This is a genomic window from Paenibacillus sp. JNUCC-31, from assembly GCF_014844075.1.
In the GTDB taxonomy this organism is placed as follows: domain Bacteria; phylum Bacillota; class Bacilli; order Paenibacillales; family Paenibacillaceae; genus Paenibacillus.
In genome coordinates this window covers 4,303,287-4,318,392 of sequence record NZ_CP062165.1, presented here as the reverse complement: position 1 = coordinate 4,318,392, position 15,106 = coordinate 4,303,287, and the positions used below count along the sequence as shown (strand labels likewise).

Below are 15,106 nucleotides of genomic sequence, written 5' to 3'. Positions count from 1 at the left end.
AAGGAGATCACCGAATGAAGAAACTTGTATTATTGCTTATGGTTTCGATCCTGTCCTGTATTCCCTTTGTCAAAGCCGTTGAAGCAGCGGTAATTAATCATGATCAGGTTGTCGGATTCCAGGAAGTAAGCCCCGTCACCGTCACCCAAATAGCAGCCAAGCGTTTCCAACCCTACTTAAAAGTCTACCATGGATGTGTTCCATTCCCCCCCGTAATGTTCCACCAAGTAATACGAACCTGAACGGTACGAATCCTTTGATTAGTTACAGCAGTACCTGGCCTCTAAACCATAAGCTTGGAGTTACTGGAACCGTCGGCGGAATGCAGCCTTTGATCGGCTGGGATGATCTGACGTCTGCGGCACGCGATACGCTGAATACGACCGATTTTGGCAGTGCCAATGTTCCATTGAACGACAGCAATTTTACGAACAATTTAAACAAGGCTTGGTTTTAGATAAAAAAGTAAAATCCCCTTCAAGTAGACCACTGAACTTGGAGGGGATTGACGTATGGAGTTGCGGATTAGAAGCCAATCTTTCTGCCCGCACGTAATTGCTTATACCAGAAATATACGGTGCAGCCCACACAGTAGCCGAGCAATGCGGCACTTGCAGCGAGGAGAAGCATCGACGAGAAAATATAACCCGCTACCTGCCAACCAAGGCCGAATGAAACAAGTGCCAGCGTAAGAAACAATACGGCCAGAACATTGTTGAAGCGTTGCAGTTCCACTGCCTGCGTCTCTGTACCTTTTCCAGTTAACACAACCTTCCCAATCTGCACAAACAGATTAAGCTTGCCTCCGGATGCCAGACCGACAACTTGGATGATCCATAACGCTCCCAGAAATAACGGCTGGTTAAACAGAAATGACAGGATAACAAATAGCACAATCCCAATCTGGTTCGCTTTGACATAGCGCATAGGTACTTCCCGCATTTGCATATCACCTTATCCCTATTTTATTAGTTGGTTTAATTGTAGTCGGGATTGGGACATTGAGCAATAGGAAGATATGTGCCGGATGCTTACTATAGGCAAATTTTCAGAAGAAATTTCACTTTTACAGTGACGTCATCTCATTTGAGATTAGAATATTCTTTTTTGAGCACATCCCAATGAGGAGTAGGCATGCGGGTAGCCTTTTTCCAATCGGTAAATGCATCATTTAACGCCTCGATCTCCCCATAAGAACCCGCAACCAGTTTATAGACCGGAAGCATACTATAGATCTTCAACAGGAAGTAAAACATTCGTTGATGCTTACGAATCAGTTTGGCCTGAATCTCAGGTATGATCGATATGCCCATGGCTTCAAGCACGCTAAATCCCTCATCCATCGCCCCAATCATATGCTGGATTTGTTTTCTGCTCCCATTCAACTTGATCATTTCAAACTTCTCATTAAAGCTCACCGCATTAAGCATCAGAATGGGCACAATATGGCTTTTCAGCCAGGCATCGATATCGTCCAGGTAATTCAACTTGTATTTCGTCTTCTCAAAAGCTTGATCCAGTATGGATTTAAAGGCAATTTCACCATCCAGCCCACCAATCACCATTTGCCCGCTTGCTCCACCAATGGATAACATACGGTCTTCTTGCCGCCGCCCGCCGCTGACCTGGAAACCAAAGGCGACCTTTTTTTCCACCTTGCTATTTTCCTCCAAAAAGATTTGCATGCTTCGTGCATCTGCATTGTTGCCGACGATCACTATGTTCCTGCTCTGATTGGCAGCCAAAATAGGCAGCACCGATGGGAAATCGTTATACTTCATAACCACGAAAATAAGATCATATTCATCATTCTCTTCCAGCGTTCTTGTTACCCGAACCGGATCAACGGTCGTTTTAAACTGGAACACATGACGAATGACAATGCCATCTCTCTCCAGTTCCTCTGCCCGCTTCCCTCTAGCCAGAAGGGTAACGTTATTTCCCCCACGTACCAGAACCTGCGCCAACTGACTGCCCAGAACACCTGCGCCATACACTAATATATTCATTTGTTATCCCTCTATTTCAATTTTTTATGGATATTCGTTGCTTTATCAACATTTGTTGATAAAATAAGAGTAACAAAGCAGGTGCAACGCTTCAATCGCTAAAATATCCGTTATTGTTGAATAATCAACGAATTGATTCATATTGTTGAAAACATCAAAGGAGGCGCCATGGACAGACGAGTTGTCAAAACAAGAAAAGCCATAACCGATGCGTTTATCGGGTTGTTAGAAGAGCAGGATTTCGAGCAAATTACGATTAATGAGATTGCTGATCGGGCCAATGTGAACCGTGGTACCGTCTATTTGCACTACACGGACAAGTTTGATTTGCTGGATCAAAGCATTGAGACGTATTTGCAGCAATTGGTGGAGAGCTGTATGGTCGAGAGCCCTACTACTCCCATGACTGTTAGGGAGGCGTTGCTCCGAACCTTCCGTTACCTGGAGCAGCATGCCCCCGTGTATACCACGCTATTAACCCAAAAAGGCATTCCCGCCTTCCGGAATCGGATGATGACGCTCCTGATTCAGGGGGTCGAAGAGCAGGTGGATGCATGCGGCATTCACAAAGGGATCAACCGGGAGATCACTGTACAATTTCTGGCCTGTGCCTCCGCTGGCCTGCTGGAATGGTGGATCATGAATTCCATGCCCTATCCTGCGGAGCAGATCGTCGAAGAATTGATGTCTTTGCTGGAGCTTCACCTGATCCTTCCTTCTCAGGTAAAGGGTTAATAAAGAGCTACGGATTGAATGAGTAGAAGATCGTACGTCGCTGCGACTCCTCCCTGCATGCTGAACATATTCTCATACTCCTGATACATATCGGTGAACAATCGTCGCAAGCTGTAACCTGATACCGTTACTGCTTCTGAAGTGCTGGCTCCCATCCCTTTAACCGAATACAGAAAATCCTTTGCAGAAGCATACTTTTCCTTATGAATTGAACGCTCACAATGGAAACTAGAATATCCAGATTCCTGGAGCATGATTTCCCATTGAACAGGCGATGGAAATGAAAGTCCATGCCGCTGTGCTTCCATTCCGTTGGCTCGATATACTTCATTAAATGCCTCATGCATCTCACGAAATGTATCCGGCCCGAAGGTCGTAAATATCAGCAAACCTCCGGGACGCAGCATTCGCCGCAGATGATCCAGTGTTTCCTGCGGAGAACTTAGCCATTGAAAACAGGCATTGGAGACGATGATATCCACGGAGGATTCTGGAGCAGTTGCCGCCCATGTCTCAATATCCGCTTGAAGAAAACGCAAACGATCCGCTGCACGATTTCTTGAACCTGGATACTGTGCTGATCGGAACCGTTTTGAAGCCACTTCGATCATCTCGGGTGCAATGTCAATTGCAGTGATCTTCGCACTGGGCCATTCATTCACCAGGATTTGAGTCAAAGCCCCTGTGCCACAACCGATTTCGAGAATGCTCGGGTTACTTGTGAATCCCATGCCTTTCCATCCTGCGAGAGATCTTGCTAGCTGATTAGCCATAGAACGCTGAATATGGGCGTGTGCATCGTATGAAATGGCACTACGATTAAATTGGCGTTGAACAGCACTATTCCTACTATAGGCCATACCACCATCTCCTCCATTCATCCGTTATCTGTACTTCCCTTCCCCAAAAAGGTGCATGCCCGCATGCGGTTAATGTTATTAACTTAGCATGAGGTAATTGAGCCGTAAGCTCCAAAGCGGCACCGTAAGGACAAATCTTGTCCTCAGTCCCGTGAATAAGAAGAACCGGACAATCGATATGGGGCAGTTGAGACAAGCATTCCTCGCTTCTCAAAATTTGAAGACCTGCCAGTAGTGCTTGAGTTGTCCAGCTACCCGTTTGAGGTAGACGTTCAGCAAGCCCCCCCTCCCATTCCAGCTCCGTAAACATCATCTTTCGAAAATTCGTTTCAACTACATGTCGATCCCTTGAGACCCCTTTGATCATCTGTCTAACGTATGCATCTGCCAAACCGCGGTCAAACTCTTCCTTTGAGCGGGTAAAACGAGCCGTTGCACCGAACAACACAAGGCCATCCACGCAACCTTTAGCTGCTAGTCTGAGCGCCAGTAAACCTCCAAGCGACCAGCCTGATACCAAAAGCGGACCGTGAATCGCCTGTTCAGTACCAGCTGACCCTCTAACAAATAAAATATTACTCACTGCCGTTTCAGCTACGCACAACATGTCTTCTGGAGAATTAGCAGCACTGTAATCTACAGAAATATGACGGAAATCGGGCAATAACAGGCGAAGACGGTCAAACACCACATCTGGCATGCTCCATCCCGTTAGCCACAGAATGGTTCCGTTTGTCTCCTGCTCTTTTAACAGCGGAATATTTTCCGAGGCATTCATAAGCTCAGCACCCCTAACTGAAGCCCGATGTTGCAGATTCGTGAACTGGCATCATTCATTTCCTTAGGGGTATGGTTGACCGATAAGGAGAAGCGAATTCTCGCAGTTCCATCAGGAACGGTAGGCGGTCGGATGGCGACCCCAGCAATTCCGCCTGCTTCAAGTGCCTCACTGAAACGAAGGGCCCTTTCGTTATCACCGATAATTACCGGAACAATTGGAGAGTCCCCAATCCCAACGTTAAATCCGGCATCACCAAGCGAAGAACGGAATAACTTACTGGTAGAGTAGAGACGTTCACGACGCCAATGATCATTTTGTACCAAGGTTAACGCTGTTGAAATACCTGCGACGAGAGAAGGAGGCAATGCCGTTGAATAGATGAGCGGCCTTGCTTTGTTGATGAGAAAGCGGATTAATGTTCGGCTGCCACAGACATAAGCTCCATATAAACCAAACGATTTGCTAAATGTCCCCATATGCACATCCACATCATTCTGCAGACCAAGCTTAAAGCATAGTCCTTCGCCCCTCTCCCCATAGATGCCTCCACTGTGCGCCTCATCTACCATCAGCATTGCCCCGTACTCCTGTTTGAGCGCAACGAGCTCACGCAGGTGTGCTTGATCCCCATCCATAGAAAAGACAGCATCCGTAACAATCAGCTTACGTCGTTTATCCCGATGCTTGTTCAATAATAGTTTTAGATGTTCCATATCATTATGTCGATACCGGGCATGCTCCGCACGGCTCAGCACAATGCCGTCCACGATACTCGCATGGTTTAATTGATCGCTAAACACCACATCGCCCCGGCCTGCGAGTGCACGAATGACACCGGAATTAGCCATATAGCCGTTTGCAAAAACAAGCGCGGCTTCACTATGCTGCCAAGTAGCCAGCGCTTCTTCCAGATGGCCATACAGTGGTCGATTCCCAGTGACAAGACGAGATGCCCCCGAACCCCCTCCTTCGGTAAGAAGCGTCTTACGAATCGTATCGATGATAGCGGGATGCTGTGCGAGTCCCAGATAATCATTGGAGGCCAGGTTGAGCAGCACTTGATCTCCTCTCAACGTATAGCCAGGACTATCCGAAACAGCAGCACTATCACGTAAGTAACGTTCATTGGAATCATCCGCCAATAACGAAAGTTCTTTTTCCATCCAGTCCATAGTCTGTACCGCCTTAAAGAGCATTTAGCTCAATCTCAAAGCCCAAATCTTCAATCATTTGATGATCGTTCGAGATTTCTTGACCTGCTGTTGTTAGATAGTCACCTACAAAGAGTGAATTGGCAGCATACAGTGACAAAGGTTGCAATGTACGCAGGTTGATCTCACGTCCGCCCGCGACACGAATCTCTTTGGATGGGCAGATGAACCGAAATAGTGCCAGTACCTTAAGCGCCTTCATAGCCGGTGTGCGTCCTGCTCCTTCCAGAGGGGTTCCCGGTATCGCATTCAGGAAATTAATCGGAATTGAATCGGCATCAAGCTCACGGAGTGCCAAAGCCATCTCAACAATCTCCTGATTACTCTCCCCCATACCGATAATGACCCCGGAGCAGGGGGACATACCATATGCTTTTACCTTTTCCACGGTTTCAATTCGCTGGTCATAGGTATGCGTTGTGGTGATCGACGGATAATTGGCTTTGCTTGTGTTCAGGTTGTGATTGTATCGGTGTACACCTGCTTCGGCCAAACGTTCTGCTTGACCGTCCTTTAAGATTCCTAGACAAGCACAGATTTTAAGTGGCATCGTTTGACGGATTTCTTTTACTGCCTCTACAACTTGATCCAGCTCCTTATTCGTGGGACCCTTGCCTGAAGCTACAATGCAGTAGGTTCCTGCTTTACGAGCCATAGCTTCATTTGCTCCTGCAAGCAGCGTTTCTTTGTCAAGCAAGCTGTATTTTTGGATGGGAGCGGTGGACACGATGGATTGTGAACAATACCCGCAGTCTTCGGGACAAAAGCCGCTTTTGGCGTTGATGATCATATTCAGCTTCACTTTTTTGCCGTAAAAATATTGTCTCACTTGAAAAGCCGCTTGCATCAGCGGCAGTACCTCATCGTCGTTTGCTTCAAGCACGGCAAGTCCTTCTTCCATTGTTAAACATTCGCCCTTCAACGATCGGTCCGCAAGCGACGACCATACTAGATTAGTTACCGTTGTTTTCATATTCATTCCTCCTCCATGAATTGAACTGTTAGTGCCTGTCTGATTGGTGTTAACTGGATCTTCTCTCGAATCACCTGGATCAACAATTCCGTATTTAATTCATCCATTAAGCGTGGAAAGCGCCCAAGAAAGGGGATGCCGCAATTACGTTCAATCAGCTCCGCGTTTGTTGTGATGCTGGAATCGTTATAAATCTCGTCAGATTCACCATCGTTCAGAATAAAACCTATGATCGGAATCCCATGCTGCTGCAGGTATGACACCGTAAGAAGTGTGTGATTAATTGTACCTAGTCCTGAGCGTGCAACGATCAGAGCTGGTATCCGAAGCTCCGAGATTAAATCCACCACAAAAGAGTCTTCAGTCAATGGAACAGCGACGCCGCCTGCCCCTTCGATGAGTACTGATTCGTATCGATCTGCCAGCGGCTGACCAGCGTTGATGATCTCCTGTAACGTAATCGTCACTCCATCCTGCTTGGCAGCGAGCATCGGGGTCACTGGAGCTTGGAAGGTAAATGACGCCACATCCTCGGCACGTTCATGAATTCCGGTGTATTGCAATAGACGTTCTGCATCGGTTTCTCCGCTGCCAAGAAGTGCACCGGACTGCACGGGCTTCCAGACGCCTACATTCAGATTTTCAGCACGAAGCGCAGCAGCAAGAGCCCCTGTAACGATTGTTTTTCCAACATCGGTGTCCGTGCCTGTTACGAATAATCCGCGAATGACATTCACGTTTCCAAACCACCCTCAGTGACATCAAAGATGGATTGCATCAGGATATCAGTCATTGCATCAAGCTCAGCCTCAGTGCTGGCAAGAGGAGGAATGAACACCACAACATTACCAAGCGGTCTCGTAAGCATGCCAAGCTCTCTGGCCCGCCCGGTTACACGAACGCCGATGCGTTCGGGCCAATCGTAAGGTTCGCGAGTCACCTTATCCCGTACAAGCTCAATTCCTACCATCAAACCCTTCTGCCTGATATCACCGACATGCGGGCAATCTTTAAGCACTGCGAGCTTGCGCTCCACAAAAGTCGCCTTGGCTCTTACACCTTCTACCAAGTTGCGCTCTTCAAATAGTTTCAAGTTAGCCAAAGCTACTGCACAACCGAGCGGGTTACCTGTGAAAGAATGACCGTGGAAAAATGTTTTCTGCTCTTCGTAATCAGCATAAAATGCGTTGTACACATCATCCGTTGCCAGTGTCGCAGCCACAGGTAAGTAGCCGCCTGTAAGGCCTTTGCCTATCACCATCAAATCAGGTGATACCTCTTCCAGATCACAAGCAAACATAGCGCCTGTCCGACCGAACCCTGTCGCCACCTCATCGGCTATGAACAGTACGCCATATGTACGGCAAAGTGCTGCCATCTCGCGTAGACATCCCTCTGGCATAATCAGGATGCCACTAGCCCCTTGCACAATCGGCTCCACAATAATAGCCGCGATTTCACCTGCACTGGTTTCAAGTAAATTGCGTAACGCGGTTATCGTGGCTTGCATGGCTTCTCGCTCGCCGTCCTCATGTCGATAAACGTAAGGATATGGAATGACATGAGTAGGAAACAGCATCGGACGGAACACATCATGGTACAACGGAATTGCACCGACACTTACCGCACCAATCGTATCTCCGTGATAGGCTTGTTTCATCGTGATAAACTTCGTTTTACCGGTTTCTCCCCGGTTCTTCCAGTATTGAAATGCCATTTTCACTGCGATCTCGACACCGGTTGCTCCCGAATCGGAATAAAATACTTTATTTAATCCCTCTGGGGAGATCTCTACTAATTTCTCTGCAAGTTCTATAGCAGGCACATTAGCCATTCCGAGTAACGTAGAATGTGCAACACGTTCCAACTGATCCGTTATAGCTTGGTTCAGCTCGGGTATGTTATGTCCGTGAACGTTAAGCCAAACCGAGGAGAATCCATCATAATAAGCACGTCCCTGGATGTCATACAGCATGACGCCTTCGCCTCGTTCAATGATGAGAGGATCGGAGTTATTGTAATCTTTCATCTGCGTAAAAGGGTTCCATAAATGGGCCTTATTTATAGCTGCAAGCCGTTCATAATGTGTCACAAGATATCACCTTCCGTTAGATCATTTCAATTGTTAACCCAAAATTATTTTATAGGTTAACAATTGAATGTTGACATCTTATCAGACAAAAACTTTCCTGTAAAGAGAATCATTTCTGAGCTAGAACCCTCACCCTCCACTCTGTATGAACGGATTGAACCCGGAACTTCGGCTCGAAGAGGGTTTTTCCTAATACAAAAAAAACACGCCCTGCTTCGGCGTGTTTATCTAAAGTTTATACAAAACAAAAAAACGGCATTTCTGCCGTTTGTGTTTAAGCTATTGTTAGAGATAACGGGAATAATCGCTAACAGCGACCTGTTTTCCCTGAACTAAACCTTGGCCTCACTGCATCGGTCCAGCAAAATTCGAATCTGGCGCTCCAGCCACGTTCCTAACAGCGGATGTGGAAGCAGCGTCTCACCACTATACGCGTAATCCAGTTCCTTCAGTCGGCCCGGGATCACCTTCATGGTGAAATAACCGGCACTCAAAAACAGCGGCGCCACAATAACCCGACTCCCCCGCTCTTCACTCCAGTATTTCGCCTTGTCGTACACACTATCCGGATTTAGCAGCGCATAATCGGTATGAGCGACTCCGCTAACTTCCTGCACCCGCTGTGCGAGTGAAGAAATACCTGCTTCCCAGCGCTGACGGAATCCATTGTGGATACTACCGTGTCCTATTAACAGAATCGTCTCCTGTTCTGGTTGCCGCGACAGGGATTTTACTTTATCCCATACCATGACTGCAATGTCCGGATCATTATCCACAGGATAACCGAAGTGAACCCGCGCATTTACGTGGAACGGTTCCAGATCCGTCTCGCGTTCCGGAGCGTCTTTGGCACCGATGGCATATTCAATTTCATCCACATGTGTACTACCGGATGAAACAAACAACGGTACCACCAGGATGTCCGTTACGCCTTGTGCTTCCAGTCGGTCGATACCGTCCTGGATCAGGCGTCTTTCCACAAGTTCAAGAAACCCGGCTTCAACGGGTAATGATTCAGGCAGATTCAACCGGGAGACCGCGTCATCGACGGATTCCACCCAGGTCTTCTCCTGAGAACCGTGACTAATGATAAGTACACCCGGTTTCTTCATTGCTTAGCGTCCCAGGCGTTCCAGCGTCATTTTATACCCGTCATTGCCGTAATTCAGGCAGCGTTTAACACGAGAGATCGTAGCGGTACTTGCTCCCGTCTCTGCTTCAATCTGGTTATACGTATTTCCTTTACCAAGCATACGGGCTACTTCCAGCCGCTGGGACATGGATTGAATCTCGTTTACCGTGCAGAGGTCATCAAAAAATACATAACACTCTTCAATATCTTTCAGAGTCAAAATGGCCTCAAATAGTTGTTCAATACTTTTATCATTTAGCTTTTTCAGCTGCATTTCATCATCATCCCCTAGCGGTTACTGTGTACCTACATTGTACTAACCCTGAGTTGGTATTTCAAGCGTTACCGTTTTCACGCAGTACAGAATAAAAATACATGTTACCGCTTTCAACAGGTACTATTGTCCTTCCCTCGCGTACAATCCCTGCTATATCACGATTTTTCCCATTATTCACCTCTATATATCCGATTAATCATGTATGATTTTATACCTTTAAAATGTTACAAATTTGTGTCTAAACTAGGCCACCCAACTCTAAACCTCTTATCTCCCTCTGCGCCCAAATCCGCAAATATCCCGTTTTCCGGGATAACCGCCTACGCCGTCTCTCCGCGAATGACATACAGTATAGCAAAAGGGAGTTCCATCTCGGTCTGTTATGCACATCTGTCATACAGCTGGTGGAACGCAATTCCGAAATCCAACATAGAAGGAACGTGATAGTTCATGCCACAGCATTATTATCACCGCCAGTCCGCCTCGCGGCAGCGTCCGTCTTCCCATTCGCATCGGCAGGCTTATACATCTGCATACATGCCGCCGCGGGCATTGAATGAAGTTGAGGTTCAACCCGTATATCCTGGAGTAGATCCATACTACCCTCCATTCCAGGAGGTCGAAGCATCCGGACTTGTACCTTATAGCCCAGGAGGCCCGGGAGGACCTGGAGGAAGTCTCTTTGGCGGAGGAACTCCTGCAGCCCCTCCTGCTCCGGTGACAGCACCTGCATCTTCCTCAGGCTTTTCACTGGCCAACATTGGAGAACTGAAGGGTATGATCGACCGCTTCGGGGGAATCGATGGCATCATGAACGGGATCGGCAAAATGCAAAAGGTCGTGGGCGGCATTCAGCAGATGGCGCCCATGATGAAGCTCGTGATGGGTATGCTTCCTTTTGGCAAAGGAAAAACGAACAAAAGCGTTGCGGATAAAGATTATGAAGAATATTCGCCGCCTCGCTCACGCAAACGCCGTAAGAAAACGACTGCTGTACCGCGTAAACGCAGCTCCAGCAGCAACCCCCGTCGTAAATCCAATTCTACCAGACGTCGTCCCAAAAGCAGCAAAAAAATCTAATTCATTTCCCAGGCACTCTCTTGCAGAAAGAGGGTGCCTTCATCCATGTTCACGCCGCTGCTCATATCTCCAATCCATGCACCTTTTCAACGAATAAAATAAATTACAAACAGAAATTACAGGAACTTATGTTCTTATCCCAGTGAATTGAGGTATACTGGAATTAGATAAAGGAGGCGGACTATGGAACTGTTCAAAGATAAATATACTCCCGCTTTAATCAATCGGACGGGAGAACAGCTGCACCAATTTTATCCCAAGCTGAACATACAGCAATTCCGAGAACTTGTATTTGCCGATGGCTGGGATGAACTGGAATTCAAAGCTCGTATTCGCCGAATCACGTTGGCTCTAACTGAAGTGCTACCTCCCAGCTATGAAGAAGCATTGACGATTATCGAACAGGCTGCACCACATATGCGAGGCGTTGAGTATTTGTTCGTACCGGATTTTATTGAAGTGAACGGACTGGCATCGGAAAACTACGAGCTATCCATGAAGTACTTGACCGTTTTCACACCTTATTCCAGTTCCGAGTTCGCGGTACGCCCGTTTATTGAACGTTACCCGATCGAGACGATGAAACGTATGATGGAATGGGCAGGCAGTTCCGATGAACACATTCGCAGACTTGCCAGTGAAGGCAGTCGTCCGCGTCTTCCGTGGGGTTCCAAACTTCGGACATTCATTACCGATCCAACGCCTGTACTTCCGATTTTGCATAAATTGAAGCAGGACGAGTCCTTGTACGTGAGAAAAAGTGTAGCCAATCATCTGAACGACATCTCGAAAGATCATCCGGAACGGGTTCTGGATCTGGCCTCCAGCTGGTACGGGCAGCATGAACACACCGACTGGATTGTTCGTCATGCAAGCCGCTCCCTGCTGAAGAAGGGCCATCCAAAAGCATTAAGTCTCTTTGGCTATGTAGAGCAGAACGCGACACATATTGAGCATCTTCAGCTTGCCCAGGATACAGTAGTCATTGGCGAGGAGCTTCACTTTTCGTTCGATGTGGTCAATGAGAGCGGCCAGCCACAGATGCTGCGGATCGAGTATGAAATTGGGTATATGAAGGCAAACGGCAAACAGGCACCCAAACGTTTCAAGTGCTCCGATAAGACTTATCCCACGGGAAGAACCAAGGTTGCTACAAAGCAATCGTTCAAAGTGATTACGACGAGACGTTATTATGCCGGTTTGCATACACTAACGATTGTCGTTAATGGACAACCTACCGCTACAGCTACCTTTGTATTGGAGCAAACAGAGTAATCTACAATACGATAGAGCCATCCAACTTATTATGAAAACGTAGCAGGGTTCATTTCATGATAAGAATCCCATGTTACAATTCAGCTCATGGAATCCATTTTTTGAAATTTGAAATATTCCTAAGGTGTCTTCAGTACTGAAGATGCCTTTTACTATTTTCACCCTGTTCGTAACAGATAGATTCCCCTAAACCAAGTTATGCACATGATGCTTCTTCATTTATCTTATCCACATGTGGACATCTATTCCGAAAATGAATCTATATGTACTCCTATTTGCCCTCTTATGCACATTATAGACAGGCTAAAGAAGCGATCTGTGCAGACCGCTAACTCTTCACTTGCTATCCAGTTTCTATTATCCCTTACTTAAACCAGCCCCGTTTCACAAACCAGGCCACCATACTCCCGCCAAGAATGAACATCAACAGCAGCACCGCACCATACCCAAATTTCCATTGCAGCTCAGGCATATAGGCAAAGTTCATGCCATAGATCCCCGCAATCAGTGTCAGTGGCATGAAGACCGTCGTAATTACCGTGAGGGTCTTCATAATTGCATTCATTCGGTTGGAATTCAGCGAAATATAACTGTCTCTCAGGTCTGCGGTCATCTCCCGATCAGCTTCAATCATGTCGGTCAGCTTCAGCAGATGATCATAGATATCCGTAAAATATGCTGTATGCTCCCCTGATCGCTGCACATGTTGGGAATTGACCACCCGATATAGCAGATCCCGCATCGGCACTACCGTTCGTCTAAGCTTCAGCAATCGACTGCGCAGGTCAAACACCTGGTTCATCAGCTCTTCCACCGATTCTTGCCCGCCCCGGTTCTCCAATTCAGCCAGCTCATCCTCGATGGCAAACAGTGACGGAAAATAATGATCAACCAGCTTGTCCATCACCGTATAGGCAGCCGCCACCGGGCCACGGGCCCACATGGTTCGTTCGTGTGCGTGATGCAACAACCGCTCCCATGCTTCATCGACTTCTTCCAATACGCCATGATGAAAAGAAACCAGGAAGTTCGCCCCGAGGAACAGATCCACCTCTTCTGCTTCCAATGTGGACGGATTCAATGCATGCAGTACGAGGAACTGCAAATTGTCGTAATAGTCGAGCTTGGGCCGCTGCAGCACATGCAAGCAATCTTCAATCGCCAAGGGGTGAAAATGAAAATATGTATCCAGCAATCGGCTTTCCTCTTCCGAAGGCTGGTTGAAGTCTGCCCATACCCAGGCGTAATCCTGGAGGTCCAGCTGTGTCAGTGGTACATTCACGGAAACCTGATGATCCCGTGTAATCGCGAGTGTACGAATCATAAGTTAGACCACGTCCTTGTCTTGTATCCTTTACGTTATTGTACAACTTTAACCACTGAATCGTCTCCTGCAACTGCCCATGATTCCACTTTATCCTGCGGACGTGACAACAAAAAAAGCCAACCCTGTTGGCTTCTCTCATTTCCCTATCCACAGTTTCCTGTATCCACAGGAATATCTTCTTTTGGTTTATCATTCCACGGATGGCTATCCACATATCCAGCCTGTCCACATGTTCATGCACAGGCGTCTCTTCATTATGGTTGTATAATTGTCCACATATCCCGATATTCACACAGTTATGAACAGTTTGTCTGTTAACTCTGTAACCCCGAATGCTTCCGGGATAACTTTGTTAGAACATAATCCAGTACAGCAAACCTGCGAGCAACCCCGTAATTGGAATCGTAATGAACCACGTAATAATAATACGTCCAGCAAGTCCCCATTTCACAGCCGAAAAACGCTTCGCGGAACCGACACCCAGAATGGCCGATGTAATCGCATGTGTTGTACTCACTGGAAGATGAAGCAACGTTGCTGAGAAAATAACGGATGCAGCTGACAAATCCGCGGCAAACCCGTTAATCGGTTCAATTTTAAAGATTTTGGTTCCCATCGTTTTGATGATTTTCCAACCACCGATGGACGTACCCAGAGCCATGGCTGTTGCTGCTGAGATCTTAACCCACAGCGGAACATCCAGATGATCCTGTACGCCTGCTGCAACCAGTGCAAACGTAATAATCCCCATTGCTTTCTGAGCATCATTCGTACCATGTGTAAACGCCTGGAGCGCTGCCGTAAAAATCTGGACCGTACGGAAACCTTTGTTCACGTTATGCGGACTGCGTTTCGCAAAAACATATTTGAGAATCGTCATGACCACATAACCTATGGCAAATGCAATCAGAGGTGATAACAACAATCCTCCGACGATATCAATAAATCCACTCCATTTCACTTTATCAGCCCCTGCGCCAACAAGTACAGCACCAGCAAGAGCACCAATCAGTGCATGCGAGGATGAAGAAGGAATTCCGAACCACCATGTAACGAGATTCCAGATAATCGCGGCGATCAAGGTGACGATGACGACCTCAATCCCGTTATCCAGCTTGGTGGGGTCTGTTACACTTCCCCCAATCGTCTTCGCTACTCCAGTAAACATCATGGCACCGACAAAGTTCATCACTGCAGCCATAAGGATTGCCCGCCGCGGGGTCAGTGCCCGTGTCGAAACCGAAGTTGCAATGGCATTCGCTGTATCGTGAAAACCATTAATGAAGTCAAACGCCAGTGCAAGGAAGACGACTATACCCAATACCCAAATCGTTGTTTCCATTATTCTCTGGCT

15 protein-coding genes and 1 pseudogene are annotated in these 15,106 nt (G+C 47.2%); 4 read left to right on the top strand and 12 right to left on the bottom strand.

From position 1 onward, the window contains the following. Positions 1-14 precede the first annotated feature (14 nt). Positions 15-457 (top strand): annotated as a pseudogene (locus JNUCC31_RS18830) (NPP1 family protein). Positions 458-525: 68 nt separating this feature from the next. On the opposite strand, the gene JNUCC31_RS18825 reads toward JNUCC31_RS18830, so the two are convergent. Together JNUCC31_RS18825 and JNUCC31_RS18820 are read right to left on the bottom strand one after the other, a co-directional pair. Further along, complete coding sequence (locus JNUCC31_RS18825; protein WP_192263278.1) at positions 526-942, bottom strand: DUF4395 domain-containing protein; 417 nt, start codon at positions 940-942, stop codon at positions 526-528. A gap of 140 nt (positions 943-1,082) precedes the next feature. Beyond that, positions 1,083-2,009 carry a ketopantoate reductase family protein gene (locus JNUCC31_RS18820; protein WP_192263276.1) on the bottom strand — a complete coding sequence of 309 codons (927 nt, stop codon included), beginning with the start codon at positions 2,007-2,009 and terminating at the stop codon, positions 1,083-1,085. Positions 2,010-2,177: 168 nt separating this feature from the next. Here JNUCC31_RS18820 and JNUCC31_RS18815 point away from each other — a divergent pair, with 168 nt between their 5' ends. Continuing rightward, on the top strand, positions 2,178-2,744 hold the full coding sequence (locus JNUCC31_RS18815) for a TetR/AcrR family transcriptional regulator (RefSeq protein ID WP_192263274.1): 567 nt from the start codon (positions 2,178-2,180) through the stop codon (positions 2,742-2,744). On the opposite strand, the gene bioC is transcribed toward JNUCC31_RS18815, so the two are convergent. The 8 genes from bioC to JNUCC31_RS18775 form a co-directional block, all read right to left on the bottom strand. Then, on the bottom strand, positions 2,741-3,604 hold the full coding sequence (gene bioC / locus JNUCC31_RS18810; protein WP_192263272.1) for a malonyl-ACP O-methyltransferase BioC: 864 nt from the start codon (positions 3,602-3,604) through the stop codon (positions 2,741-2,743). The two genes, JNUCC31_RS18815 and bioC, sit on opposite strands and share 4 nt — an antisense overlap. Then, positions 3,594-4,382: an alpha/beta fold hydrolase gene (locus tag JNUCC31_RS18805; RefSeq protein ID WP_192263270.1), complete on the bottom strand. Its 789-nt coding sequence runs from the start codon at positions 4,380-4,382 to the stop codon at positions 3,594-3,596. The genes bioC and JNUCC31_RS18805 overlap by 11 nt, the downstream gene beginning before the upstream one ends. After that, positions 4,379-5,557, bottom strand: a complete 1,179-nt coding sequence (gene bioF / locus JNUCC31_RS18800; RefSeq protein ID WP_192263268.1) for an 8-amino-7-oxononanoate synthase — start codon at positions 5,555-5,557, stop codon at positions 4,379-4,381. Before bioF ends, JNUCC31_RS18805 begins: the two co-directional genes overlap by 4 nt. A 13-nt stretch (positions 5,558-5,570) precedes the next feature. Continuing rightward, positions 5,571-6,569 (bottom strand): biotin synthase BioB, encoded by a 999-nt coding sequence (gene bioB, locus JNUCC31_RS18795; RefSeq protein ID WP_192263266.1) that lies wholly within the window; start codon positions 6,567-6,569, stop codon positions 5,571-5,573. A 2-nt stretch (positions 6,570-6,571) separates the two neighbouring features. After that, on the bottom strand, positions 6,572-7,306 hold the full coding sequence (gene bioD / locus JNUCC31_RS18790) for a dethiobiotin synthase (RefSeq protein WP_228469093.1): 735 nt from the start codon (positions 7,304-7,306) through the stop codon (positions 6,572-6,574). Then, positions 7,303-8,661: an adenosylmethionine--8-amino-7-oxononanoate transaminase gene (gene bioA, locus JNUCC31_RS18785; RefSeq protein ID WP_192263264.1), complete on the bottom strand. Its 1,359-nt coding sequence runs from the start codon at positions 8,659-8,661 to the stop codon at positions 7,303-7,305. The genes bioD and bioA overlap by 4 nt, the downstream gene beginning before the upstream one ends. A gap of 332 nt (positions 8,662-8,993) precedes the next feature. After that, complete coding sequence (locus JNUCC31_RS18780; RefSeq protein WP_192263262.1) at positions 8,994-9,773, bottom strand: sirohydrochlorin chelatase; 780 nt, start codon at positions 9,771-9,773, stop codon at positions 8,994-8,996. Between the two features lie 3 nt (positions 9,774-9,776). After that, positions 9,777-10,067, bottom strand: coding sequence for a YerC/YecD family TrpR-related protein (locus tag JNUCC31_RS18775; RefSeq protein WP_017690665.1), 291 nt, complete (start codon positions 10,065-10,067; stop codon positions 9,777-9,779). Between the two features lie 453 nt (positions 10,068-10,520). Between JNUCC31_RS18775 and JNUCC31_RS18770 the strand changes: the two genes are divergently transcribed. Both JNUCC31_RS18770 and JNUCC31_RS18765 read left to right on the top strand, forming a co-directional pair. After that, entirely contained in the window at positions 10,521-11,150 is a 630-nt protein-coding gene (locus JNUCC31_RS18770; RefSeq protein WP_192263260.1) for a tyrosine protein kinase, read from the top strand. Positions 11,151-11,333: 183 nt separating this feature from the next. Next, on the top strand, positions 11,334-12,425 hold the full coding sequence (locus JNUCC31_RS18765) for a DNA alkylation repair protein (RefSeq protein ID WP_192263258.1): 1,092 nt from the start codon (positions 11,334-11,336) through the stop codon (positions 12,423-12,425). A gap of 364 nt (positions 12,426-12,789) precedes the next feature. Here the strand turns inward: JNUCC31_RS18765 and corA are convergent, their stop codons facing one another. Then, positions 12,790-13,749 (bottom strand): magnesium/cobalt transporter CorA, encoded by a 960-nt coding sequence (gene corA / locus JNUCC31_RS18760; RefSeq protein ID WP_192263256.1) that lies wholly within the window; start codon positions 13,747-13,749, stop codon positions 12,790-12,792. A 355-nt stretch (positions 13,750-14,104) separates the two neighbouring features. After that, positions 14,105-15,094: an inorganic phosphate transporter gene (locus tag JNUCC31_RS18755; protein WP_192263254.1), complete on the bottom strand. Its 990-nt coding sequence runs from the start codon at positions 15,092-15,094 to the stop codon at positions 14,105-14,107. Between the last annotated feature and the right edge of the window lie 12 nt (positions 15,095-15,106).